General features: G+C 50.1%; 19 protein-coding genes and 1 pseudogene. 10 read left to right on the plus strand and 10 right to left on the minus strand.

Annotated features, from left to right (window positions below; genetic code table 11):
* Positions 1-440: 440 nt before the first annotated feature.
* Positions 441-1,091 (minus strand): isoprenoid biosynthesis glyoxalase ElbB, encoded by a 651-nt coding sequence (elbB, locus tag HLG76_RS10930; protein ID WP_175993646.1) that lies wholly within the window; start codon positions 1,089-1,091, stop codon positions 441-443.
* 455 nt (positions 1,092-1,546) lie between these two features.
* On the opposite strand from elbB, the gene polA reads away from it, so the two are divergent.
* On the plus strand, positions 1,547-4,297 hold the full coding sequence (polA, locus tag HLG76_RS10935; protein ID WP_175993647.1) for a DNA polymerase I: 2,751 nt from the start codon (positions 1,547-1,549) through the stop codon (positions 4,295-4,297).
* A 578-nt stretch (positions 4,298-4,875) separates the two neighbouring features.
* Here polA and yihA read toward each other — a convergent pair.
* Entirely contained in the window at positions 4,876-5,520 is a 645-nt protein-coding gene (gene yihA, locus HLG76_RS10940; RefSeq protein ID WP_021022591.1) for a ribosome biogenesis GTP-binding protein YihA/YsxC, read from the minus strand.
* Positions 5,521-5,669: 149 nt separating this feature from the next.
* Between yihA and HLG76_RS10945 the strand changes: the two genes are divergently transcribed.
* The 5 genes from HLG76_RS10945 (at position 5,670) to hemN (ending at position 10,169) form a co-directional block, all read left to right on the plus strand.
* Positions 5,670-6,287, plus strand: coding sequence for a cytochrome c (locus HLG76_RS10945; protein ID WP_077461683.1), 618 nt, complete (start codon positions 5,670-5,672; stop codon positions 6,285-6,287).
* Between the two features lie 671 nt (positions 6,288-6,958).
* On the plus strand, positions 6,959-7,603 hold the full coding sequence (locus HLG76_RS10950; RefSeq protein ID WP_021022589.1) for a class I SAM-dependent methyltransferase: 645 nt from the start codon (positions 6,959-6,961) through the stop codon (positions 7,601-7,603).
* Positions 7,600-8,088: a Der GTPase-activating protein YihI gene (gene yihI / locus HLG76_RS10955; RefSeq protein ID WP_175993648.1), complete on the plus strand. Its 489-nt coding sequence runs from the start codon at positions 7,600-7,602 to the stop codon at positions 8,086-8,088. Before HLG76_RS10950 ends, yihI begins: the two co-directional genes overlap by 4 nt.
* Before the next feature lie 13 nt (positions 8,089-8,101).
* The gene (locus tag HLG76_RS10960; RefSeq protein ID WP_077461681.1) at positions 8,102-8,596 is read left to right on the plus strand and encodes a DUF2489 domain-containing protein; all 495 of its coding nucleotides are present in this window, start codon (positions 8,102-8,104) and stop codon (positions 8,594-8,596) included.
* A gap of 199 nt (positions 8,597-8,795) precedes the next feature.
* Positions 8,796-10,169 carry an oxygen-independent coproporphyrinogen III oxidase gene (hemN, locus tag HLG76_RS10965; RefSeq protein ID WP_077577230.1) on the plus strand — a complete coding sequence of 458 codons (1,374 nt, stop codon included), beginning with the start codon at positions 8,796-8,798 and terminating at the stop codon, positions 10,167-10,169.
* A 47-nt stretch (positions 10,170-10,216) separates the two neighbouring features.
* Here hemN and add read toward each other — a convergent pair whose 3' ends face one another.
* The 7 genes from add to glnA all read right to left on the minus strand — a co-directional run bounded on the left by add (position 10,217) and on the right by glnA (position 18,723).
* Positions 10,217-11,218: an adenosine deaminase gene (gene add, locus HLG76_RS10970; protein WP_077461679.1), complete on the minus strand. Its 1,002-nt coding sequence runs from the start codon at positions 11,216-11,218 to the stop codon at positions 10,217-10,219.
* An 85-nt stretch (positions 11,219-11,303) separates the two neighbouring features.
* Positions 11,304-12,887 carry a GGDEF domain-containing phosphodiesterase gene (locus HLG76_RS10975; RefSeq protein ID WP_175993649.1) on the minus strand — a complete coding sequence of 528 codons (1,584 nt, stop codon included), beginning with the start codon at positions 12,885-12,887 and terminating at the stop codon, positions 11,304-11,306.
* Positions 12,845-13,849 (minus strand): cache domain-containing protein, encoded by a 1,005-nt coding sequence (locus tag HLG76_RS10980; protein WP_175993650.1) that lies wholly within the window; start codon positions 13,847-13,849, stop codon positions 12,845-12,847. Before HLG76_RS10980 ends, HLG76_RS10975 begins: the two co-directional genes overlap by 43 nt.
* A gap of 135 nt (positions 13,850-13,984) precedes the next feature.
* The gene (glnG, locus tag HLG76_RS10985) at positions 13,985-15,394 is read right to left on the minus strand and encodes a nitrogen regulation protein NR(I) (RefSeq protein ID WP_077669731.1); all 1,410 of its coding nucleotides are present in this window, start codon (positions 15,392-15,394) and stop codon (positions 13,985-13,987) included.
* Positions 15,387-16,451, minus strand: coding sequence for a nitrogen regulation protein NR(II) (glnL, locus tag HLG76_RS10990; protein ID WP_021022581.1), 1,065 nt, complete (start codon positions 16,449-16,451; stop codon positions 15,387-15,389). Before glnL ends, glnG begins: the two co-directional genes overlap by 8 nt.
* Positions 16,452-16,560: 109 nt before the next feature.
* Entirely contained in the window at positions 16,561-17,127 is a 567-nt protein-coding gene (locus HLG76_RS10995) for a DUF4124 domain-containing protein (protein ID WP_175993651.1), read from the minus strand.
* A 186-nt stretch (positions 17,128-17,313) separates the two neighbouring features.
* A complete protein-coding gene (glnA, locus tag HLG76_RS11000) occupies positions 17,314-18,723 on the minus strand; it encodes a glutamate--ammonia ligase (protein ID WP_077461674.1) in 1,410 nt (469 codons plus the stop codon).
* A 531-nt stretch (positions 18,724-19,254) separates the two neighbouring features.
* Between glnA and typA the strand changes: the two genes are divergently transcribed.
* The 4 genes and pseudogenes from typA (at position 19,255) to HLG76_RS11020 (ending at position 23,574) form a co-directional block, all read left to right on the plus strand.
* Positions 19,255-21,081 carry a translational GTPase TypA gene (typA, locus tag HLG76_RS11005; RefSeq protein WP_077577228.1) on the plus strand — a complete coding sequence of 609 codons (1,827 nt, stop codon included), beginning with the start codon at positions 19,255-19,257 and terminating at the stop codon, positions 21,079-21,081.
* Positions 21,082-21,228: 147 nt separating this feature from the next.
* The gene (locus tag HLG76_RS11010; protein WP_175993652.1) at positions 21,229-22,197 is read left to right on the plus strand and encodes a virulence factor BrkB family protein; all 969 of its coding nucleotides are present in this window, start codon (positions 21,229-21,231) and stop codon (positions 22,195-22,197) included.
* Positions 22,169-22,602 (plus strand): annotated as a pseudogene (gene dtd, locus HLG76_RS11015) (D-aminoacyl-tRNA deacylase). Before HLG76_RS11010 ends, dtd begins: the two are co-directional and overlap by 29 nt.
* A 27-nt stretch (positions 22,603-22,629) precedes the next feature.
* On the plus strand, positions 22,630-23,574 hold the full coding sequence (locus tag HLG76_RS11020; RefSeq protein WP_021022574.1) for a bifunctional GNAT family N-acetyltransferase/hotdog fold thioesterase: 945 nt from the start codon (positions 22,630-22,632) through the stop codon (positions 23,572-23,574).
* Here HLG76_RS11020 and HLG76_RS11025 read toward each other — a convergent pair.
* Positions 23,571-25,412, minus strand: coding sequence for an AsmA family protein (locus HLG76_RS11025; protein ID WP_175993653.1), 1,842 nt, complete (start codon positions 25,410-25,412; stop codon positions 23,571-23,573). The genes HLG76_RS11020 and HLG76_RS11025 overlap by 4 nt on opposite strands.
* Positions 25,413-25,429 lie beyond the last annotated feature (17 nt).

The raw sequence follows: 25,429 nt of genomic DNA on the forward strand, positions 1-25,429 counted from the left end.
TCACATTGCTTCCAGTGTATTAGCGGGGCGCTTATCAAACAGTGATTAAGTTAGTCCGTTTTTTGCTAGGCGACATCTTTCGGGATGTCGCTTTTTTCTTTTTGGGCGCTGGCTTTTCGAACCAGGAGTGTTGGCGTGATGGCGGTGGGTGCAATAACAGTTTGATGACAGCGAATGAGTCTGAGCACAAGATCAATAAATGAAAAAGATTATCAACTAAGTGTTGAAAATGGTAATGAGAATGGTTATTGTTAACTTGTCTTCAGGGCAAAGCCCACAAGCTAGGCGTTGAAGGCACGACATTGCTCACATTGCTTCCAGTGTATTGGGGCCAGCAAACTGTTACTAGACAGCTTTGTTTTTGCGCTCACTTGTTACAGCGACGCCCACCTCGGCGTCGCTTTTTTCTTTGTGTCTTTCTTTTTCCCGTTATTATTTGCTTAGGCGAGCTCAACCAGTTTTTTCACCATCCGATTGATACCACTAGCTGCGTCCGAAACAGACGTTGCTAGCATATAGGCCGGTGTGGATAGCAGATGATGGCGCTGATCCAGCACATAATCCGATACTGGGCAGTCAATATGTTCACCCCCCATACGATTAAAGGCGGCAGCGATATCAGGTTCATTGCCAATGGTGCCTTTTAGACCTTTTGGATAGATCTGCGGGATCATGATTGGTGCGATACACATATAACCGGCGGGCTTTTCTGCACGCATAAAAGCTTGGCAAACCGCAAACATATCTTGGTGTACCTGCACCGGATCGCCATTGTAAGCAAAGTCTGACAAGTTCTTGGCTGCACCAAAGCCACCGGGGACCAGTAAGGCGTCGAAGTCATCGACGTTTAAATCGGTAAGCGGAAGAATCTCACCACGAACAATACGGCTGGCTTCGGTGAGCACATTGCGCGTTTCGTTCATCGGCTCACCAGTACGATGATCGATCACATGGTGCTGATCGATATCTGGTGCGAAACACTGCCATTGCGCATTGTTTTGTTCTAGTGCTAGCAGCGACAATACGGTCTCTTGGATCTCTGCGCCGTCAAACACGCCGCAGCCAGATAAGATCACAGCCACCTTTTTCATCACGCTCTCCTTGTATCGAGATTAAAAATATCGCAATCAGTGTGGGCAATGCACAACGATCAACGACGCTAATATAGGCTACGTTTATCAGTGTCGCATTGGTACTGGGTTAGGCGAAAGCTTAGCGAACTTCGGCAATGAAATTGGTGATTATCTCCGCAGTTTATGATGACTTTCTCTGCAACCTTGAGACCCATAGCGATTTCTTTTTCCACATCACAAGATCCTTACTCGATCAAGATCAGGATCCTTTGTTTTTATTTATCTGTTTGATTATTAACGGTTAAAAATTTATTTTTCTTCTCTATTTAGACAAGCCAAAAACCCTATAAAATATTTACCAACAAAGTTATCCACAGATAGACGACGCGATGGGAAAAACCATGGTTAACAGGGGTCACGACTCGTGGCATGCTTAACGACTAACGTGTTTAACTGGCAATCAAGATACTGATATGGCAACTCTTCCCGATAACCCCCTCATCCTGGTGGATGGATCCTCTTATCTTTACCGGGCTTACCATGCGTCACCCAGCCTCACCAATAGTGAAGGTGAGCCGACGGGTGCGGTCTATGGTGTGGTGAATATGCTGCGTAGTTTATTGCGCCAATACCCGCATTCTCATGTCGCGGTGATTTTTGATGCCAAAGGGAAGACGTTCCGCGATGACATGTACGAACAGTACAAAGCGAATCGTCCACCGATGCCAGATGACTTACGTGGGCAAATAGCCCCCCTGCATAAGATCATTAAAGCAATGGGGTTGCCTTTACTTGCGGTAGAGGGGGTCGAAGCCGATGACGTTATCGGCACACTGGCCACTCAGGCCTCACAAGCCGGAATGCCGGTACTGATCAGCACCGGCGACAAAGATATGGCTCAATTAGTGGACGAGCATGTCACCTTAATCAACACCATGACTAATGTGGTGATGGACCCGGATGCAGTGCGTGATAAGTATGGCTTTGGTCCTGAGCATATTATTGATTATCTCGCGCTGATGGGGGATAAAGTCGATAACATTCCTGGTGTGCCGGGGGTGGGCGATAAAACTGCGACGGCGTTGATTGCCAACCTCGGCGGCTTGGATGATATCTACGCCAATCTGGATAAAATTGCTGAGCTGAGCTTCCGCGGCGCCAAGAGCATGGCAAAAAAGCTAACGGACAATAAAGAGGGCGCCTATCTTTCCTATCAGTTGGCTACTATCAAATTAGATGTGGCGCTTGATTTCACCCCGCAACAACTGATTAAGCAAGCACCTGATAATGATACCTTGGTAGCCATGTACCGCGATTTACAGTTCCGTCGTTGGCTAAAAGAGCTCGACGAGGGAGATGCGCCAGAGGAATCAACCTCTGATGAGCCTTTATCGCAGGCAGTCAGTATCGATCGTGATCATTATCAAACCGTACTCACGCGCGAGTCACTGGAAACATGGTTAGAGAAAATTCGTCAAGCTGACGTGGTGGCGGTGGATACGGAAACCGATAGCCTTAACTATATGGAAGCCAATCTGGTTGGTATTTCATTTGCGGTGGCGCCAGGCGAAGCGGCTTATGTACCGGTGGCCCATGATTACCTCGAAGCGCCTGAGCAGCTATCGCTAGAAGAGGTGATCACTGTATTGCGTCCTTGGCTGGAAGATCCTTCAGCGGCGAAAGTCGGCCAAAATCTAAAGTATGATGCCAGTGTGTTTGCGCGTCACGGAATCACCTTAAAAGGGATAGCCTACGACACCATGCTGGAGTCGTACGTGTACAACAGTGTCGCGGGACGCCATGACATGGACAGCCTCGCTGAGCGCTACTTGCAGCACACCTGCATTAGTTTCGAAGAGATTGCGGGTAAGGGCAAAAAGCAGCTCACTTTCAATCAGATCCCGTTGGAACAGGCGGCACCTTATGCCGCGGAAGATGCTGACATTACGCTACGGTTACATCAGTATTTGATTGGACGAGTCACCAGTGACGAAAAGTTAAAAACCATTTTTGAGTTTTATGAAATGCCATTAGTCAGTGTGCTATCGCGCATGGAACGTCATGGTGTGTTAATTGACAAAGACAAGTTGGCGACGCAATCAGAAGCGCTGCATACCCGTTTGATTGAGCTTGAGCGTGAAGCGTTTGAGATTGCCGGCGAAGAGTTTAACTTAAGCTCGCCGAAGCAACTACAAGCGATTTTATTTGAGAAAATGGGTCTGCCTGTGGTCAAGAAAACCCCGTCAGGTAGCCCGTCGACCAATGAAGAAGTGCTGCAAGAGCTCTCGCTCGATTACCCGTTGCCTGCGCGTATCTTGGAGTATCGTGGCCTTGCGAAACTCAAATCAACCTACACGGATAAACTGCCACGCATGATCAATGCACAAACGGGTCGCGTGCATACCTCGTATCATCAAGCGGTCACAGCCACTGGGCGTTTATCGTCAACCGATCCAAACTTACAGAATATCCCGATTCGGAACGAGCAGGGCCGCCGTATTCGTGAAGCCTTCACCGCGGAACCGGATCATACGATTTTAGCGGTGGATTACTCGCAGATCGAATTACGGATTATGGCGCACCTATCCGGTGATAAAGCCTTGTTAGAAGCGTTCCGTGAGGGCAAAGATATTCACGCGGCCACGGCGGCCGAAGTGATGGGGGTGAGTCTTGATGAGGTAACCAGTGAGCAGCGTCGCCGCGCCAAAGCGATCAACTTTGGTTTGATTTATGGTATGAGTGCCTTTGGCCTCTCACGCCAGCTTGGTATTGGTCGCCATGAAGCGCAAACCTACATGGACACCTACTTCGATCGTTATCCAGGCGTGAAAGCATATATGGATAGCACCCGTGAGCAAGCCGCAGAAAAAGGTTATGTGGAGACTATCTTTGGCCGTCGTTTGTACTTACCTGAAATAAAATCACGCAATGGCATGCGTCGCAAAGGAGCCGAACGTGCGGCTATCAACGCGCCGATGCAAGGTACCGCCGCCGATATTATTAAGCGTGCAATGATATTGGTTGATCAGTGGATTCAGGCCAACGCCGCGGATGACGCGCGTCTGGTGATGCAAGTTCACGATGAGCTGGTGTTGGAAGTAAAAACGTCATCTATGTCCAAAGTTGAAAGCCAAGTACGAAAATTGATGGAGTCGGCGGCTGTACTTGATGTGCCCTTAATTGCTGAGGCAGGATTTGGCGATAACTGGGGAGAAGCCCACTAAGTTTACGGTTTTTATCTATATATCGACCTTTTAGTATAAAGAGCCGAATGCGAATTCGGCTTTTTTTGTTTAGTATCCAACTGATCTATGGTGGTTTTCGTTCTTTTTTGTGTATTTTTATGAAAAAAAATTACGTAATATACTTTTCAAGGCTGGGTGATTGATATACAGTTATCAGCGTAGGGTACAGAGGTAAGATGTTCTATCTTTCAGACCTTTTGTTTCACGTTATTGGATTTGGCTGATTCAGCAGCCCCAGTCAGGATACTGACTGGGGCTTTTTTTATTGGTTGATATGCCGCGACGCGAGCAGCCCTGCCACTGCCTTTTTAACTATTTTCAGCTGTGTTGATCCTGTATTCCAAAAAATTAGAGCAATTACTTTAATTTTGCTGGGAAACCTGGTTATAATACGCACAGCTTCTTGTTCTTTATGTGTTTACAGGGTCTGATTCAGATCACGCACGCACAAAGATTCGCCGACCCTCGATGAGGGTCGGCTTTTTTTTAGCTTTCGTCTTTTAGCGCCAGATCCGTGAGGGAAGACGTTGTGCGTCCCTTACGCCGATAAAAGGCGATTACTCGCTAGGCAGTGGTTGCTCTTCGGCAAGCAATGGCGGCGTGGTGTGATACCAGGCATCCAGTTTTTGACGTAATTTATCCACGCCAATGCCCTTGAGTGACGAATACAATTCGACCTCGACATCGCCGCAAAATGCCAGTGACGCTTCTCGAATCTTCATCAATTGCTGTTTACGTGCACCGGTTTTAAGCTTGTCCGCTTTGGTCAGTAACACTAAAACGGGCAATTTTGACTCAACGGCCCAATAAATCAGCTGCTGATCCAAGTCTTTCATCGGGTGGCGAATGTCCATCAACACCACTAATCCGCCAAGTTGATCACGTTTTTGTAAATATTCTCCCAGCGATCGCTGCCATTTCTCTTTCATTTCTAGAGGGACTTGGGCATAACCATAGCCAGGGAGGTCGACAATATGGCAACCCTCGTCCACCTTAAATAGGTTAATCAATTGTGTCCGACCGGGGGTTTTACTGGTTTTCGCTAGGCTCTTTTGGTCACATAGACGGTTAAGGGAGCTAGATTTACCGGCGTTTGAGCGGCCAGCAAAAGCGATTTCGATTCCTGTATTATCAGGAAGATGGCGGATGTCTGGTGCGCTAGTAACAAACTGGGTGTTACGGTAATTAAGTGATTGCTCCACTGTTAACTCCGTCTCGTCTTGGTGTAGTAGACTGATTACTTTTGTGTGAATTTGTGTAAAATAACCGTGCTCGGTTTTTGATCGGTAATTGTACCATGACGGTAACTAAGTAGTGGTACTGGAAGCTTGATAATTATAAACGGAATGTCATGAAGAAATTAGCGCTAATATTGACTCTCCTGGCCAGCACTTCAGTCTGGGCCCAAGGAGATGCTGAAGCGGGCAAAGCCAAATCCAATACCTGTGCCGCCTGTCACGGTGCTGACGGTAACAGTGTTTTGCCTGATTACCCAAACTTGGCGGGTCAGCACGCCAACTACATTGAAAAGCAGTTGAAGGAATTTAAGCTTGGCGCGCAAAGCGGCGGTGAGCAAGGGCGATACAACGCGGTGATGGCTGGCATGGTGGCTCCTTTATCGGAGCAGGACATGGCTGACCTGGCTGCTTATTACGCAACGCTCACGCCCAAGCCTGGCACAACCCCCGAAGGCGCGGTTGAAATTGGCCGTCAACTCTATATGGCGGGCGATGCAGAGCGAGGCATTGCGGCGTGTGTCGCTTGTCACGGTCCACGCGGTAATGGCACTCCCTCTTCTGGTTTCCCGAAAATTTCTGGCCAGCCCGCAAACTACTTGGCGAGTCAGTTGAAGATGTTCCGTGCAGAGGAACGTCATAATGATATGAACAACATGATGCGATCGGTGGCTGCCAAGCTCACTGACGAGGAAATTGATGCGCTGTCGAGCTATCTCGGTGGTCTGCATTAATTACCGAGCGTGACAGCAAAGGCGGTTGTGAATAACGCAGCCGCTTTTTGTTTCCTTCCTCTTCCTCTTCCTCTTCTTATCACTGCTTTGCGATTTGCTTGCATGGTGTTCTCGCTGATAACGACAATTGCGTTATCGGGTGTAAGATATTTGCTATTTTACGGCGAGAAAATCGCGATATCGATTGAAAGATAAAATAAAAAACACTATATATTCAATAGCTTATCACGCGCCTTTCTTTTTTGAACAGGATTTTTTTGTTTGGCATGCTAGGCAAATTAAGTGATTAGGATACGCTACCATCATCAACAGGACGTTGACGCCAAGAATAGGCCAACCGGCTAAGGAAAGCTTTTCACACCAGGAAGGTGTTGCCACAGGATGTGAACTCGCCAAGGTCGGCATGCAAGGATAGTCTCGCACAGGATGTGATGTGGATGTTATGACGACAAGGACGCAGGATGCGACCGTTAGGCAGGTAAGCCAACCACACTAACAGGATGTTAAAACCAAGGCGTAAAACGCTATTGAGCAGGGATGAAAGACGTACCAGGACGGACGACACCCGCTTATATCGCCAAGGCGATACCGCGACAGGCATTATGCCTGTCGCTTTTTTATTGACCCACTTTCTGCTACATTCGCGCCAGCTTTTGGCATAGACGAATAACATGCAGCACTGCCCTTTATGTGAGCATACCCAGACTCACCCTTACCATACCGATAAGCGCCGCGCCTATTTTCAATGTACGCGTTGTGATTTGGTGTTTGTTGATCGCCAGGCACTGCTGGCACCGCACGATGAGAAAGCCATTTATGACTTGCACCAAAATCATCCTGATGATGCGGGTTATCAGCGCTTCTTATCGCGGTTGGCCACCCCGTTACTTGCGCGGTTAGCTGAATCGCCACGCAACGGCCTAGATTTTGGTTGTGGTCCGGGACCGGTGCTTGCAAACATGCTGCGTGACGCGGGACATTCAATCGCCTGCTATGATCCCTTCTATGCCCCTGATACACAGGTGTTGGCGCGTGGTTACGATTTCATCACCTGCACCGAAGCGATTGAGCACTTTTATCACCCCGCCGAGCAGTGGACACAATGGCTATCCATGCTAAAGCCGGGTGGGTATCTGGGGATCATGACCAAGCTGGTCCAGGATCCAGCGGCATTTTCACGCTGGCACTATAAGAATGACCTGACTCATGTCAGCTTTTTTAGCCGCCAAACGTTTCAATTTCTAGCTGCTCAAGCTGGCTTCGAACTGACCTTTTTGGGCAACGATGTAATATTAATGAGGAAACCATTGTTATGACGCGTAAAAAGAAAACGCGCCGCACAGGATCGGAAGGCCCGGCGCAATACGTAGATAAAAACCAGACCGAGCAAGATCGAATTGCTCGCATGCTGAAAAAGCAGAAAAAACGGAAAGGAAAAAAAGCAGGATCGCGTCATTCTGAAGAAAGTGATGTGCAAACGCATCGTCGCGGCGGCAAGAAAGACCCACGAATTGGCAGTAAAAAACCGATTCCATTGGGGCCTGAAGCTGCGAAACCGAAACAATCCACGTTGACCCCTGAGCAAGAGCTGGAAAAGCTCGAGCAAGACCCGCAACTGAATGTCTTACTCGATCGCATCGAAAACGGTGAAAAGCTCGGGGCAGGGCTGCAAAACTATGTCGATGAAAAACTCGATCGCATTGAAGTGCTGATGGATAAGCTAGGGTTGCTGAGCGACGAGGATACACCGGAGGATGATGACAGCGATCTGCTTGCCAAATTTGAGCAACAGAACGATTAAAGAGGAGTAGCAGGTGCAGGACGGGATCTGGATACTAGCAGGACTAGGCGCGCTGATTATTTTAGCGTTATCGGTATACGCCGGGACTTTGCTGGCAAGACTCAAGCGGCAGACGGCGCTGCAAGCGGAGATGGAAGAGGCGGCGATAAAAAAGCGGAATGATAAAATCATTGAAAGCGTTGATGTGATTGCGTTCGCAGCCTTGAAAGATCAATGTGATTTGTCCGAGGCGGCGATTCGTCTTTATATGATTATGGATCACCTCCAAGGGGAAAAGCGGGTTGAATTTGATAGCCGCTACCCTGCGTTATTTGAACTTTACGAGGCGGTCAAAGACACCCCACGAGGTGATGCCAGGAAAACCCTTAAAAAGAACGAACGGATGCGGTTGGACTTTGATCGTGCCAAGCATGAAGCGCGACTCGAGCAGGCGATAAAAGCCGAGTTGGCCGAGATTTTGGCCTTTACGGGTGGCCGGCATATCCCTGATCATATTTTGACCCACTAAGTGTACCTGCTTGGAATGCGGCTGCTCGCAGCGGCATTCCTTTATTATTTTGGCACAATACCCTTATAATTATTAGGCGAAAATCGATCTCGCCGACACTTTCACCATATCAATGCGGGTAGTGCTAAACACCTGACTTAAGGCTGTGGCACACTACACTTTGTTCTCCTTTCCTAAGCGCCTTTGCGGAATGTAAGCCATGTCATCACCACAAATCATTTGGGATCAAGCCTTGATCAATAAGTATAATTATTCAGGGCCCCGCTATACCTCGTACCCCACCGCGCTTGAATTCCATGAGGCATTTACGCCTGCGGAATTTGATATGGCATGTAGCCAGTATCCTGAGCGGCCGTTGTCGTTGTATGTGCATATCCCATTTTGTCACAAGCTCTGCTATTACTGCGGCTGCAACAAAGTGGTGACCCGGCATCAACATAAGGCGGATGAGTATCTGGATGCCTTGGAACATGAAATTCGCCAGCGTGCATTCTTACTGGGCGCCCGTCGGGTTACTCAATTGCACTGGGGAGGCGGTACACCCACCTTTCTCACCAAAGCACAGATCTCGCGTCTAATGGGGTTACTGCGCCAAGAGTTCCAGTTTGAAGACGATGCGGAAATCAGTATCGAGGTGGACCCACGTGAAATCCCGCTGGATATGCTCGATCATCTGCGCAGTGAAGGGTTTAATCGCATCAGTATTGGCGTGCAGGACTTTGATAAAAAAGTGCAACAGCTGGTCAATCGAGAGCAAGATGAAGACTTTATTCACGCATTGGTTGCACGTGCCCGAGAGCTTGGCTTTCGCTCCACCAATCTTGATTTGATTTATGGTTTACCCAGCCAAACCCCCGAGGGATTTGCCAACACGCTAGAGCAAGTGCTCACTATGCGCCCTGGGCGGCTATCGGTGTTTAACTATGCCCATTTACCTAATTTATTCGCCGCCCAGCGGAAAATAGACGAGAATGCCTTACCGTCACCCGACGCCAAGCTCACCATGCTGCAAGAAACCATTAACACGCTAACGGCGGCGGGGTATCAATTTATTGGTATGGACCACTTTGCGTTGCCCGATGATGAGCTGGCGGTTGCGCAACGTGAGGGACGCTTGCATCGTAATTTTCAAGGCTACACCACCCAGGGTGACTGTGACTTATTAGGATTGGGTGTGTCGGCGATTTCGATGATTGGTGATTGTTACGCGCAAAATCAAAAAGAGATGAAGCGCTATTACCACCAAGTGGATGCGGAGCGACATGCCTTATTTAAAGGCGTCATGTTGGAGCGCGATGATCGTATTCGCCGCGATGTGATTAAAGCCTTGATGTGTAACTTTACCCTTGAGAAGGCGGTAATCGCCGCACGTTATCAGATTGATTTTGACCGTTACTTTGCTGACGATCTCAAGTTGCTACAGTGTTTTATTGACGACGATTTGGTCCGTGTCACCGACCAGACCATCAGCGTGACCAAAACCGGCCGGATGCTGATCCGTAATATTTGTATGAGCTTTGATATTTATTTACGGGATAGGGCGCGACAACAACAGTTCTCACGGGTGATTTAAACAAAAAAAACCGCCAAATGGCGGTTTTTTATAACACCCACAGCCCATTAACGGGCCGCAGCTTTGGCTATTAGCGCCGCTTTCTCATGGTCAGACAAGAAGGCAATGGTTAGGCCATTTTCTTGTAGTGTGTTGATTTGCGTAGCGGTTAAGCCTGCGGCTGGGGCCGCGACTTCATATTCATAGGGCAGCTCGATGCCTTCCACGGCTGGATCGTCGGTATTTAACGATGCCAGAATACCGTGGTCGAGGAATTGGCGCACCGGATGCTGTGCGAGATCAGCAATGGTACTGGTCTGAATATTCGAGGTTAGGCAGGATTCAATCCCGATACGGTGCTTGGCTAAATAGTCCATTAAAGCGGGGTCTTCAATCGCTTTCACGCCATGGCCAATACGGGTCGCGCCTAGCTCGTTAATCGCCTGCCACATACTCTCAGCGCCCGCAGCCTCACCAGCGTGAACCGTTACTTGCAAATCACTGGCTCGAACTTTGGCAAAATGTTCGGTAAATTGGTCTCCGGGCTGCCCCAGTTCGTCACCGGCTAAATCGATGGCAACCAATTGCGATTTCTGTGTCAGTAGTGCATCCAACTCGGCCATACAGGCTTGGGTGCCGAAAGTACGGCTCATGATGCCAATCAGGTTGGTTTTCACGCCAAAGTCACGGCTACCGGCCTGCACGCCATCGACGACGGCTTCCACCACGCCTTCGAGGGGCAGTTGATGTTTCATCGCCATGTAGTAGGGCGAAAACCGTAATTCGGCATAGTCGATGTGTGCATTTAGGGCATCCTCGACGTTTTCATACGCCACGCGCCGTACCGCGTCGAGATCTCCGAGTACTGCCACACCCCAATCAAGTTTTGAGAGAAACGCGACCAAATCAGGCGCGGTATCAACCACCTGTACATGGGGGCGCAGGCTTTCAATGTCATGTGCCGGCAGCGGCATCGAAAACTGCTGACCGAGCTCTAAAATCGTATTGATGCGGATGTTGCCATCGAGGTGACGGTGTAGGTCCGTTAAAGGAAAATCGTGTCTCATCATCGTTGGTTCCCAGCCGGTGAGTTGGCGCTCAGTATAGCGACTGTGGCGCCATGCGTCAGCTGTCGAAGCGCGTAGGACGTGAGCCTTATCGCGTTGGCAATTTATCCGTTACCCGTTCTGTTGGTTGTTCGGCCAAGGGAAGGGGCCTGGCGAACAAGAACCCTTGCGCATAATGGCAACCAATTTCACGTAACCTAGCCGCCTCTTCTTTGGTTTCAATGCCTTCAGCGACCAAGTGGACATCCATGCCACGGGTCATGGCAACCACGGCTTCAATGATCCTTTGGTTGGTGCTGTTTTCGGTCATCGAATGGACGAAGCTACGGTCGATTTTTAGGCTATCGAAAGCCATCTGATGTAAATAGGCCAATGAAGAATAGCCCGTACCAAAGTCGTCAATCGCAATTTTAATCCCAAGGGCGCGGATTTTAGTGAGCCCAGAGGTCGCGAGGTGCTCATGGCTCATCAACTGTGACTCAGTGATCTCTAAGGTTAAATTCTCGGGCGGAAGTTGTGTGCGTGTGAGCACTTGCTCCAACTTGTCGATAAAGTCAGCCGATAATAACTGTCGTGCTGATAAGTTGACATGTAATTGGAAATGGGCAGGCCATCGTCCGGCTTCAATTTGTGCGACCGTATCAAAAGCGGCTTGTTCAAGCACTTGCATGCCGATTTGGTTGATTAAACCGCTTTGTTCGGCGACCGGAATGAACTCTGCTGGGGACACCATGCCACGGCTGGGGCTTTCCCAGCGCACTAAGGCTTCTGCGCCACAGAAATAGCCATCGCTTAAGCGCACGAAAGGTTGATAGAACACGACGAATTCATGATGCTGAACGGCATGATGAAGCTCAAGCAGGAGCCGAGACTGTTCTTGCACCCGAGCTTGCATACTGGCTTCAAAATAGACATACATCGCCGCATCACTGCGCTTGGCTTCACTGAGAGCCAACCCTGCGTGTTGGAGGCTTTCATGAATGGCATCCCCGTAGGTATAACCGAACACCACCCCGGCACAAGCATCCACCAGGACATCGTCGTTACCGATAGTGACTGGGCGGTTAAACAGACTCAGTAGTTGACTCACTAGCGCTTCTGACTGGGTTCGGTTAGTGGTGTGGGGCGCCAGGACTGCAAATTCATCACCGCGAACGCGTGCGATTAGCATACTGGAGCCATCGGCTAAATCTGTTAATCGTTGTGCGATGGCACATAGCAGCACATCACCGCCGTCTTGACCTAGGCTATCGTTAATATCTCGAAAGCCATTGACCCCTAAAATCGCTAAGGTATTCGGTGACCGATAACGCAGCCCGGCGGCTTGTTCGATCAAGCCTTCGCGCGTATACAACTGGGTTAAGTTATCTTGGCGGACTTGCTGACGTAAGCGGTTGAATGACTCTTGCATTTTGCCGGACATGTTATTAAACGCGTCTTTTAATATCGCAATCTCCCGCAGGTTGGCAGGGGTGTTAATTCGATAGGTGAGATTGCCTGAGGCGAGCTTTGCCGCCGCCTCTGCGGTGTCACGCAAGGGCCGAGTGAGTTGGCGAATAATTAAATAAACAATCACCAAGCCAATTACCGATATTGCGATCACTAAATAAATACTGATTTCTTGTTGGCTTAACAAGCTTTCGAGAAGCAGCTGATCAGGCAGGGCGGCCACCACATACCATTGATGCTGAAAAGGCGGCGGTAAGGCGATTTTTTGACGGTGCCATAGAAGTGACCCTGTTTTTCATGGATGTCGAAATGAAACGATTTGCCGAGCTTTTCAGGTTCAGGAGGCCAATCAGCCGATATCTCATTGATGGTGGCGTTGAGTACTGAGTTATTGGTGATATTAGGGAAGTGTAAAATGTTGCTAGGACTACTGTTGCCGCTATGGGCGATCATCCTGCCTTCGTCATCGACAATAAAAAGCGCGCCGCCGAGTTTTTGCTGGCGCTCACTGAGAAAGCGATTAAAGGCGTTCAGCTTGATATCGCTGGCGACCACCCCCCAGACCTCGCCACTAACCTGCACGGGCGCAATGGCAGAGAGTGATACTTCGCCGATTTCATCAGCATCGAGGTATATATCGGTCCAGCGTGGTTGTTCGCGGTTAAAGGCTGGAATATACCAGGGGCGAACACGAGGATCATAGTGGCTGTCTTGGTAAACAATATTAGCGTTTAACGTTCGACCGTCGAAGATGCGTAATGCGCCTTGTGTGGCATCACTTCGCTCCATCAAAATCGACTGGCCTGCTTGATTTTTGCGATAGCCAAAATAATCGCCGTTCGCATCAACGCCAATGCTGAGCACTTGCATGTATGGCATGGCTTGATAAAGCGACGTGTGACTACTGAGTAAATAGTCTCGCAAGCCTTTATTGTTGATGGGGGCGGCTTGGAGGCGAGCGGCGAGACGCTCAGCGACAAATACGTTGGCGTTAAACGGGTGCTGAAGATACTGGCGTAAGTCTAATTCAATCCCTTGAGAGTAATCGTCCAGCAGTAACTTACCGACAAACTGAGAGCTGGTGCGGTAGTGGTTGTTAATGGTCAGAATGATCACAATCAAGGTGAACGTGAGCACGAGAAACACGGGGAGCATTACAGCGGCTCGAATCGACAATGGGCGCATGTTTCTCATCAGAACAACAACATCACTTTTCTCATCAACTAAACACCATTGAAGTTAACACGATCAACGGTTTTTACTTCAATCTCTTTACTTAAATTTAGCAGAGGTTCAAATTGTGTTAGTTTTAATATTGCGTTAGTGCTCAATATTAAGCTCTTTCAGCTTGCGTGTCAGTGTATTACGCCCCCATCCTAAAATTTTTGCGGCTTCTTGCTTATGCCCATGAGTATGTTGCAACGCTGATTGTAGGAGTATTCGCTCCACGTTAGGCAATGCTTGTTGCAAAATGCCATGCTGCCCCTGAGTGATTGCGTCCTGAGCCCATTGAGTGAGTGCATCCTGCCAGTCTTGCGCTTCACTGTCGGTCACAGACAACGGTTGATTGACCAATTCGCGCGGTAAATCACCGGGGAGTACTTCTTTACTGCTGGCCATCACCGTGAGCCAGCGGCAGGTGTTTTCCAGTTGACGCACATTGCCAGGCCACGGAAGCTGACTCATCATGGCTTCGGTGTCCGGGTGAAGTTGTTTGGCCTCGACATCTAACTCTTTAGCCGCGCGGGCCAGAAAGTGCTGGCACAGTTGCGGGATGTCCTGTCGCCTGTCCTTGAGTGATGGAAGGTGGACGCGAATCACATTTAAGCGATGGAATAAGTCCTCTCGGAATGTGCCATTGGTGACAAGGCGCTCTAAATCTTGGTGGGTCGCGGCAATAATACGGACATCCACATCGACGGCTGCGTGGCCACCCACGCGATAGAATTGACCATCGGCGAGCACGCGTAGCAAACGCGTTTGCACATCCAACGGCATGTCACCAATTTCATCTAAAAATAAGGTGCCGCCATTGGCTTGCTCAAACCGTCCTTGGCGAACGGCATTGGCTCCAGTAAATGCGCCTTTCTCATGCCCAAACAGCTCTGACTCGATCAAATCTTTTGGGATTGCTGCCATGTTCAGGGCAATAAAGGCTTGCTCTGAACGCGGACTATGGCGGTGAAGCGCTTGGGCGACTAACTCCTTGCCGGTGCCGGACTCACCGTTGATTAACACCGAAATGGATGAGCGCGATAACCGACCGATGGCGCGAAACACTTCTTGCATCGCCGGGGCTTCGCCAATGATTTCTGGCGTTTGTGCTTGTGGTTGCGTCGCCGTTTGCTGCTTTTGCTGTTCTTTAACGTGGGCTAACGCGCGCTCAACCAAAGCCAAGGCTTCGTCAATATCGAAAGGTTTTGGCAGGTACTCAAATGCGCCTTCTTTATAGGCATTAACCGCGGCATCTAAATCAGAGTGGGCGGTCATGATAATGACGGGTAAGTCTGGATGTTGTGCTTGCACCACATTGAGCAGAGCAAGCCCATCGCTGCCTGGCATGCGAATGTCTGACACTAAAACGTCGGGAGTGCGCTCGTGCAACGCACTCATTACACTTTCAGCATCGCAAAATGTATCGCACGTGAGGCCCGCAGCACTCAGTGTTCGCTCCATCACCCAACGAATCGAGCTGTCATCATCCACGACCCAAATGGTCCCTTTACTCATGCGGTCTATCCTTTTCAATAATGGGTAATTGGATAGCGAAGCAGGTATGGCCCGGCCAGCTATTCACTTCAATTTTGCCCTGGTGTTGATCGATTAAGTGGTGGGTAATGGCCAGTCCGAGTCCGTTACCATCCGCTTTGCTGGTGACCATCGGATAGAACAAGGTATCTTGTAAGTGAGGGGCGATACCTGGGCCATTGTCGATGATTTCTATCTGGGCCACGACACGATGGCGTTGACCATGAATCACGGTTTGAAAACCGGTGCGGGTGCGCAGTGTGAGGCGTGCATCCTCTTGGCCACTCACCGCGTCGGCGGCATTGGTGACGACGTTGAGGATCGCCTGCTCAAGCTGCTCTGGATCCATATCAAAATCAGGCAAACTGGGATCATAGTCGCGCACAATATGCACCCCGTCATGATGATCAAGGCTGACCAGTTGACGGACTTTCTCCAAGACCACGTGAATATTTTGCCGTTGGCGTAATCCCGGGCGCTGCGGTCCAAGCAAGCGGTCGACTAAATTTCTTAAGCGGTCCGCTTGCTCGATAATGATTTGGGTATACTCCGCGAGGCTGGCATCGGGTAGCATTTTTTCCAGTAGCTGTGCCGCCCCGCGCAATCCGCCTAGCGGGTTTTTTATTTCATGAGCCAAGCCACGCACCAGTTCTTTTGCTGCTTGTTGTTGCGCTTTTTGGGTCAGCTCCTTGCTGATCCTTTGTTGCTGGCTCACGACGTTGACTTCAAGTAACAGACGGCCCTCATCCTCGGCGTCAAATAAGGGGCTTGCACTGAGTTGTACTTTTTGTGGTTGTCCATCAACCACCCAAGTGACATCACTATCCGTTAAACTTTGCCCTGCCTGAGTGGCGCTGGCTATGTGCGCCCAGTCAACACTGGCATGCTGAATTTGCTGTGTGAGGGGTTGCTGGCGCAAGCGCCTAGCACTTTGATGCATTAGCTGTTCTGCTGCTGCATTAACGTATTCAATACGCCATTGGCTGTCTACCACAATGATGGCGGTAAGCAGATGATCAAACAGTTGAGCTGGCGTCATCCGTGTCGCGTCCTTGTTTGCACTAGTTTGGTGCATTGAGTGTAATCGAGATCCTTGCATGATGCAGCCGGTACCACTGAGTTTGTGATGGTTTAGGTGCCGTGGTCGGTTAATCTTGGCGTCGATGGCGTTGATTAACGTGCGCGCGGTGTAAATACACGTGATGTATTGATGAGGATGCAATTACCTTGCCGCTTTCGAGGTATTGGACTTGAATCTGATGGGTGCCACGATCAATGGGCGCCAGCCGCCAATCCAGCTGTCGCTGTGATGCGTTCAAGCTAATGGTTGGGGGAGACGCAACGGGCTGGCCGTCTAAGACGAGCCGTGTTTGCTTGGCGGGGATGGAAAGCGGTGACACCGTGGCTGTCACGGATAGTTTGCCGGGATTACTGCGTAATGTTGCGCCATCATTGGGCGATACAAGGGTGAGTGTCACCGATTTGGGTGGTGTCAGTTTAGGTTGCGTTAGTAAGGGTTGCGTCAGGGCTGGCGCAGGCTGTTCAGCCAGAGACGAAGAGGCATCGTAGAGAGAGGGCGAAGACGTTAGGGATGCATACGGCCTAACGTGGTGCGGGTGCGCCGGAGGTTGGTCGCTAAAATGCACCTGGCCGTTGTCATCGGTCCACTGATAGAGCATGCCCGCATGGCTGCTAAAAGCCAATGTCAGTAACATAGCGCCTAGTAAAAGAGCGCCTCGCGAAAGAGCTCCTAGCCAACGAGCACCTAACCCACGCATCACAGCCCCCTAGGTTTGCGTGATCCCCTGCGGAGCATTGTAAGTGGGTACATACAGTCGCCAAGCATAAAAAAGCCCACCTGCGAGGTGGGCTGCATTTTCAATGTTCAGCGTGACGAGTCGTTACACCGAATAGTAAAGCTCAAACTCAACTGGGTGCGTTGTCATTTGAATACGCTCAACATCTTCGCTTTTCAGTTTGATGTATGAGTCGATAAAGTCGTCTGAGAACACGCCACCTGCGGTCAAGAATTCGCGGTCAGCATCCAGCGCCTGTAGAGCTTCTTTAAGGGACTCCGCTACCGTCGGAATTTCTGCCGCTTCTTCAGCCGGGAGATCATACAAGTCTTTGTCCATGGCATCGCCTGGATGAATCTTGTTTTTGATACCGTCAAGGCCGGCCATCAGCATCGAAGCAAAGCACAAATAAGGGTTCGCGGTTGGATCGGCAAAACGGAGCTCAATACGGCGCGCTTTCGGGCTAGGCACCACTGGGATACGAATTGACGCAGAGCGGTTACGCGCAGAATAAGCCAGCATGACCGGCGCTTCAAACCCAGGAACCAGGCGCTTATACGAGTTGGTTGACGCGTTGGCAAAGGCGTTAATGGCTCGAGCGTGCTTAATCACACCACCAATGTAATAAAGTGCTGTTTCAGATAGGCCACCGTATTTATCACCTGCAAAGAGGTTTTGACCATCTTTGGCCAGTGATTGGTGAACGTGCATGCCTGAGCCATTATCGCCCACCAGTGGTTTCGGCATAAAGGTCGCCGTCTTACCAAAGGCGTGTGCGACGTTGTGCACCACATATTTATAGATCTGAATTTCGTCCGCTTTAGTGGTCAAGGTGTTAAAGCGGGTCGCAATTTCGTTTTGGCCAGCCGTTGCCACTTCATGGTGGTGCGCTTCAACCACTAAGCCCATCTCTTCCATGACCAATGACATGGCCGAGCGGATATCTTGTGACGAATCGACCGGTGCAACAGGGAAATAGCCACCTTTAACGCCTGGACGGTGGCCTTTGTTACCGCCTTCCAGTGCGGTGCCTGAGTTCCAGCTCGCTTCGACGTCATCGATTTTGTAAAAAGAGCCGGCCATATCGGTGGCGAATTTCACGTCATCAAAGAGGAAAAACTCGGGTTCAGGCCCAATTAGAACGGTATCTGCGATCCCCGTTGAGCGCATGAAATCTTCAGCGCGTTTAGCAATGGAACGTGGGTCACGATCATACCCTTGCATTGTAGACGGCTCTAGAATATCACAGCGAATATTCAAGGTGCTTTCTTCGGTAAAGGGGTCAAGCACGGCCGAACTTGCATCTGGCATCATGACCATGTCTGATTCGTTGATCCCTTTCCAGCCCGCCACGGATGAACCGTCAAACATTTTGCCTTCTTCAAAGAAGTCATCGTCCACTTGATGAGAGGGGATGGAAACATGCTGCTCTTTACCTTTGGTATCGGTAAAGCGCAGGTCGATGAATTTCACCTCGTTTTCTTGGATAAGTGCGAGCACATTTTCTACTGACATGTGAAATAACCTCCGGTGTCAAATTAGGTAAATAGCGAGTTGGCTCCTTGCTGCATGACAAAGCGAAAACTGTGCCAACAATTTAAAACCACGCCATAGCAGGCTCGGCGGGTAAAAATGCCGCTCAGTGCTCGTCAAACGAGAGCGGGTTGCACCATTATTGTGCGCACATGCTCAATCATAGTGCAAGGGGCGAAGGTGGTGCAGATGTTTGTGCACGACATGGGTGCAACCCCATCCCCCTCTTCTTTTTAGCAGACAATCGGTATTGAGAGTGTGGGCCGTCTTTAAAAATTCATGTTTGCTCGAAGACCGGTGAATCCTTGTATTTGCTTAACAAATGACCAACTAGACAGCAGTCAAGCCACTTTGATGGTGAGCTGATTCACAGAATAAGGTGGGTTTTGCGACAAAATCTGGTACATTACGGCCGTTTTTTTAATCAGATGGTGGCCCCGTCGTGCTAGTATACGCTGTCTCAGCGTGTCAGGTTCGACACGCGCCGCGTCTAACGAGTGAAAAAGAGAGTCCATGACCAAAATACAAACAGATAAATTAAGAAATATCGCCATTATTGCCCACGTTGACCACGGTAAAACCACGCTAGTGGATAAGCTGCTTCAGCAATCCGGTACGCTGGCTTCCCGCGGTGAGGTGGAAGAGCGTGTCATGGACTCAAATGATATTGAGAAAGAGCGTGGCATCACCATTTTGGCGAAAAACACCGCCATTAACTGGAATGATTATCGAATTAACATCGTTGATACCCCAGGGCACGCCGATTTCGGTGGTGAAGTTGAGCGTATCATGTCGATGGTTGATTCGGTCTTATTGGTGGTTGATGCCGTTGATGGTCCGATGCCACAAACCCGCTTTGTGACCCAAAAAGCCTTCGCTCACGGCCTGAAGCCGATTTTGGTTATCAACAAAATTGACCGTCCGGGTGCACGCCCTGACTGGGTGATGGACCAAGTTTTCGATCTGTTTGACACCTTGGGTGCCACGGACGAACAGTTAGACTTCCAAGTGGTTTACGCATCAGCGCTAAACGGTTGGGCGAGCCTAGATGAAGGGACCGAAGGCGACGATATGGAGCCGTTGTTCAACGCGATCGTGGACAACGTCGATGCGCCTGACGTCGACATTACTACGCCATTGCAAATGCAGGTGTCTCAGCTTGATTATAACGCCTATGTCGGTGTTATCGGCGTGGGTCGAATTACGCGTGGCTCGGTGAAACCGAACCAGCAAGTGACCATCATCAGTGCCGATGGCAGCAAGCGCAATGGTAAGGTAGGTAGCGTCTTGGGTTACCTCGGCCTTGACCGTACTGATGTCGATGAAGCCTCAGCGGGCGACATTATTGCTATTACGGGTCTGGGCGAGCTAAAGATTTCAGACACCATCTGTGATCCAAGCAACGTTGAAGCGCTCCCCGCACTGACCGTTGATGAGCCAACTGTGACCATGACGTTCCAAGTCAATACCTCGCCGTTCGCCGGCCTAGAAGGTAAGTACGTGACGTCACGTAATATCCTTGAGCGTTTGCAAAAAGAGCTGGTCCACAACGTGGCGCTGCGTGTTGAAGAGACCGAGAACCCGGATAAATTCCGTGTATCAGGTCGTGGCGAATTGCACTTGTCGATCCTTATCGAGAATATGCGTCGCGAAGGCTTTGAGCTTGCCGTATCTCGCCCTGAAGTGATCATCAAAGAAGAAAACGGTGAGAAATTTGAACCGTTTGAAACCGTGACCATTGACGTGCTCGAAGAGCACCAAGGTGGCGTTATGGAAAGCATCGGTCTGCGTAAAGGCGAGCTGAGCAACATGCTCCCAGACGGTAAAGGCCGTGTACGCATGGACTTTGTGATGCCATCACGGGGTTTAATTGGTTTCCAAACCGAGTTCTTAACCCTGACCTCTGGTTCGGGCCTGATTTATCATACCTTTGACCATTACGGTAAATTCAAAGGGGGTGATATTGGCCAACGTATCAACGGTGTATTGATCTCAAACGCCGCAGGTAAGGCACTGACTTATGCCTTGTTTAACCTACAAGGCCGTGGTCGCTTGTTTGCTGAACACGGTGATGAAGTGTACGAAGGTCAAGTTATCGGTATTCATAACCGCGCCAATGACTTGACGGTTAACTGTCTGAAAGGTAAGCAATTGACTAACGTGCGTGCCTCGGGTACCGATGAGGCGCAGGTATTGAGCCCAGCGATCAAGTATACCTTGGAGCAAGCGCTTGAGTTTATTGATGACGATGAGCTGGTTGAAGTTACGCCAGAAAGCATCCGTATTCGTAAAAAGCTGTTGACTGAGACAGACCGCAAGCGCGCTGGTCGTAAAGGTTAATCGCGTTATATCATCATGTGACTGACTCACCAGATTCTGTCCCAAGATTAAAGGCACCGTTAGGTGCCTTTTTTTGATCGCAGCGAGCGAGAAGTAAATCATGTACACTCATTACGCGTAAAACGGGCACAAGATAAAGGTGGAAGGATGCGCATAATTGGGACGCTAAATCAGAAAACGTGGCGTGACAGCCGTAATTGGTTGAAAGCGATGCTCACGCATTTGTGGCAGCGTATGGGCGAAGACAGGCTCACGGTGAGTGCCGGTTATATGGCGTATGTCACGCTGCTTTCTTTGGTCCCCTTAGTCACTGTCGTGTTGTCTGCTTTTTCGAGTTTCCCGGGATTTTCTCAAGTGGGTGATACCTTACAAACATTTGTGATCAATAATTTTGTTCCCGCCGCCGGTGAGGTGGTGGCACGCTATCTCAACCAATTTGTTGCTAACGCCGGTAAGATGACCGCTGTTGGGGTCAGTTTTTTGTTTGTGGTCGCGATTATGCTGATCTCGGCGATCGACAAAAGTTTGAACCACACGTTTAAAATTCAGACCAAACGGCCGATGATGATTGCGTTCTCAATCTATTGGATGGTGCTCACGTTAGGGCCTATTTTGATTGGTACTAGCATCGCGCTGAGCTCTTACTTAACGTCTTTGTCGTTATTACAAACAGGGCTGGCGAATGATTTGTTTACCACCTTACTCCGAATCCTGCCTTTTCTTTTAACCACGCTCACCTTTATGGGGTTGTATACCCTGGTCCCCAATACTCGCGTGCGCCTTCGCCATGCCTTGGTCGGTGCGGCTGTGGCGAGTGTGTTATTTGAGCTAAGTAAAAAAGTATTCGCGCTATATGTTGCCCACTTTCCCTCGTATCAATTAATTTACGGTGCCCTGGCCGTGGTGCCCATTCTGTTTGTATGGGTGTATTTTAGCTGGTGTATTGTATTATTCGGCGCACAAGTTACCGCGACTTTAAGAGAGTCGGAGACTTGGTGCCCAAATGGCACCTCGCCAGCGGTTAACAATCAGTCAGCCGGTTTGGCTGAGCCATCCCATCCTTTAATCAATCAAGCGGAGGCGCCTTATGATTGCCCTAATTCAACGCGTGAGTGAAGCCAATGTCACTGTCGACGGTGAGATCCTCGGTGCGATAGGGAAAGGGCTGGTGGTGCTTCTGGGCGTCGAAAAGGGCGACACCGATGCGGATGCCGCGAAACTGGCGCATAAAGTCAGAGGTTATCGTGTGTTTGAAGACGATAATGGCAAAATGAATGTCAATGTGTCGCAGCACGGCGGTGAATTGTTGGTGATATCGCAGTTTACCCTGGCTGCCGACACAAAAAGGGAATGCGGCCGAGCTTCTCGGGGGCATCGCCTGATGAAGCAGAACGTTTGTACACGGTATTTTGTCAGGATTGCCAGCGTGCAGGGTTAAAAACGCAAACGGGTCAATTCGCCGCCGACATGAAAGTAAGCCTCGTTAATGATGGTCCTGTGACTTTCTGGCTTCAGGTATAACCACGCGCCTCACAAGGAGAGACAGGCATGTTTAGAATCGTTACCCCGCGTACAGAACAAGAGCTAGCGCGTTATTATGATTTTCGTTATCGGATGTTAAGAGAGCCATGGCATGCGCCGCGTGGTTCAGAGCGTGATGCGTATGATGTTAATGCGTGCCATCGTATGATCGTAGACAGTGATGACGCGCCGGTCGCGATTGGACGCTTGTACTTAACCCCAGACAATGACGGCCAAATCCGATATATGGCGGTGTCACCAGATTATCGTAATCGTGGTTTAGGGGCCTTAGTGCTCATGGCGTTAGAGTCGTTGGCGCGGGAAGAGGGCGCTAAGCGTCTGGTGTGCAGTGCGCGTGAAGAGGCGGTGAGCTTTTATGCGCAACACGATTTCCTCCGTCAGGGCGATCTGAGTGACGAGCGAGGACCGATACGTCATCAGCAGATGGTTAAACCCTTGGATCCGTTATCGGATGTGGTTCGCCGTCCCGAGTGGTGCACCGAGCTTCAGCAGCGTTGGCAAGCACACATTCCGATTAGCGACAAAATGGGGGTCAAAATTAGCCAGTTCACTGGCTACAGCTTTGAAGTGAGCGCCAATTTAAACGCCAATTTAAACCCTCGCCAAACCATGTTTGCGGGCAGTATTTTCAGCCTTGCGACGTTAACCGGTTGGGGTATGGTATGGCTCTTGATGAAAGAGCGCCAACTCAGCGCGGATATTGTCCTAGCGGATAGCCATATTCGCTACCGTCGTCCGGTTGCAGAACGGCCCCGGGCGAGTGTGTCACTCGATAACCTTAGTGGCGAGCTCGATCGATTAGAAAACGGACGCCGTGCCCGTGTGACGTTAGAAGTCGATTTTTTCAGTGGTGATGAAAAAGCCGGTGTGTTTACCGGCACCTATGTCCTGCTCCCCTCGGATGATGGCGCTACCGCACAACCTGCCCCTCAGTTGGCCTTGTTACGCTAACGAATGCGTGGGGCGTCCGTGCGATAAATCGGCCACTGGATGGATAAGCGTGTCTCGCCTTGCAGTGCGCCGGTCAGTTGGCCGCGATCAGCATCAATGGATAAAGTCTCAAACGGGAAAGTCTGTTGTTTGTCCTTCTTGGGGCTTGGCTGTTGCAGCCAAGCGCTTATTTGTGTGGCCCAATTTGTTTCTGAGTCTGCATGGGTTTTTGCATCTAAGAAGGTGATATCCATCTCGCCATTGAGCCCCACATTGAAGCTTTCTCGATCCGCTGCCAGCCCTGACCACTTTGCCTCAATATCATGAAACCCTGTCAGGGGGAGGGGCCAATCAAACCAGTCTTGATAAACAGAGAGCGGAATTTGTAACCCATCCACAAGCAGTGACCAGGGTTGACTGGGGGCGCTTAAGTCCCAGGCGCCCGATACAGCCAGTTGGCCATCAGGGAAGCCCAGTAATAGCTGCTGGAGGGTTAATTTCCCTTGATCGGCATCGAGGCGCAAATAGGGCTCAGCCAGCCAATGCTGATTGATGCTGGCGTGGCTTGCGCTGGCGGTTAAACTGCCATCGGTTAAGCGCCATTGTTTGAACGGGGATAGCTGCAATGCGCGTCCATTAACATCAATGCCACTGATTTTGATAGGAAACTGCGGCGATAAGGCCAGCCATTGATTATGTTTCAGTGATACGTCGTCAATGAACAGTGTCTCTGGCCACTCCGGGAGTGCCGCCATCAGCGGAGAAAGCACTGCGTGACTGAGTGTCAGGTTATTGGCTTGTAGCTTATCAATCTGCCAATGACGCTTAGAAAAGTGCCCGGATAGCCCGACAAATCCTTCTTGCCATTGACTGGTCAACTGATGGATCACCCAGCTTTCGCCGTGACGTTCAATATCCCCAAGCGGTTGATCCCAAGTCTGCGTGTGCCAGCGGATATAGTCAGCGTTGAATGATGCACGCAGCTTAGGCTGTTGCCACCAAGGCGTCTTTGGCGCAATGGTGATGTGCTCGGCCGATAAGGTGAGGCCATTCACCGAAAACTGTTCGGTTTCGGCACTGAGTTGGCGAATATCAGTACGGTCGATGGTTAACGTGGTTGTGTGGGGCCATTGCAATAAGGCGTTGGACACGCGTTGATACGTGTCTTCCCCGTCGATAATGACATCGCTCAGGGTTAACTGGGTTAAGGCGAGCGCACCTGGCTGCCAATGGCCTTGGGCGCTGATCGCGGCACCTTGCCACTCAAAAGACACGCCGCGGAATTGCCAACCGTTAGGCGCTGGTGTGGCATCGACTAAAAGTCGGGAGGCTTGTAGCCCATGCCAGTCGACTTGTTTGGCCTCCCATTGCGCGCGGCCGCGAACTGATCCTAAGGGGGCTTGTCCTTTGTGCCAATCATCGAGCTGAGCGCTGACTTGCTGCGCTTGCCAGCCTTGTCCTTGCAGGGAAAGATCATTAAAAAGGACACGACCAATGGTAAGCGTCGCCGGTAGCATATCGAGAGACGTTATGGCCCGATCGGTCAGGTCAAGGCTTAGACCGTCAATCCTTACCCATTGCAGGTGAGACCATCGCTCGACAGAGAACTGTACACGCGCCGTATTGGCCTGCCAGTGTTGATGGCCATATTGGTAATTCGGTTGCGTCAGAGTGAGGTGAAGCGGGCGTTGCCAGTGATAGTCCACCTGTTCTGCCGTTAAGGTGCCTGGCAGTATAGGGGTGATAAGGGCAGTGAAAACCTGGATGGCGTGTCGCGTATGGAGCAACACAAAAATCACTGACAGTGAGATTATGATTAGGATAAAAAAGCTGGCAAAGAGTTTGGCCAGGATGCGCATGAATGAATCCTATCAGG

The sequence above is a fragment of the Salinivibrio sp. EAGSL genome, from assembly GCF_013366455.1.
Lineage (GTDB): Bacteria > Pseudomonadota > Gammaproteobacteria > Enterobacterales > Vibrionaceae > Salinivibrio > Salinivibrio costicola.

Coding starts and splice junctions, on each gene's coding strand:
- polA (WP_175993647.1), top strand. CDS start 1,547: ATGGCAACTCTTCCCGATAACCCCCTCATCCTGGTGGATGGATCCTCT.
- yihI (WP_175993648.1), top strand. CDS start 7,600: ATGACGCGTAAAAAGAAAACGCGCCGCACAGGATCGGAAGGCCCGGCG.
- HLG76_RS10950 (WP_021022589.1), top strand. CDS start 6,959: ATGCAGCACTGCCCTTTATGTGAGCATACCCAGACTCACCCTTACCAT.
- glnG (WP_077669731.1), bottom strand. CDS start 15,394: ATGAGTAAAGGGACCATTTGGGTCGTGGATGATGACAGCTCGATTCGT.
- elbB (WP_175993646.1), bottom strand. CDS start 1,091: ATGAAAAAGGTGGCTGTGATCTTATCTGGCTGCGGCGTGTTTGACGGC.
- HLG76_RS10980 (WP_175993650.1), bottom strand. CDS start 13,849: ATGCGCCCATTGTCGATTCGAGCCGCTGTAATGCTCCCCGTGTTTCTC.
- HLG76_RS11020 (WP_021022574.1), top strand. CDS start 22,630: ATGTTTAGAATCGTTACCCCGCGTACAGAACAAGAGCTAGCGCGTTAT.
- glnA (WP_077461674.1), bottom strand. CDS start 18,723: ATGTCAGTAGAAAATGTGCTCGCACTTATCCAAGAAAACGAGGTGAAA.
- HLG76_RS11010 (WP_175993652.1), top strand. CDS start 21,229: ATGCGCATAATTGGGACGCTAAATCAGAAAACGTGGCGTGACAGCCGT.
- typA (WP_077577228.1), top strand. CDS start 19,255: ATGACCAAAATACAAACAGATAAATTAAGAAATATCGCCATTATTGCC.
- hemN (WP_077577230.1), top strand. CDS start 8,796: ATGTCATCACCACAAATCATTTGGGATCAAGCCTTGATCAATAAGTAT.
- HLG76_RS11025 (WP_175993653.1), bottom strand. CDS start 25,412: ATGCGCATCCTGGCCAAACTCTTTGCCAGCTTTTTTATCCTAATCATA.
- glnL (WP_021022581.1), bottom strand. CDS start 16,451: ATGACGCCAGCTCAACTGTTTGATCATCTGCTTACCGCCATCATTGTG.
- add (WP_077461679.1), bottom strand. CDS start 11,218: ATGATGAGACACGATTTTCCTTTAACGGACCTACACCGTCACCTCGAT.
- HLG76_RS10945 (WP_077461683.1), top strand. CDS start 5,670: ATGAAGAAATTAGCGCTAATATTGACTCTCCTGGCCAGCACTTCAGTC.
- HLG76_RS10995 (WP_175993651.1), bottom strand. CDS start 17,127: ATGTTACTGACATTGGCTTTTAGCAGCCATGCGGGCATGCTCTATCAG.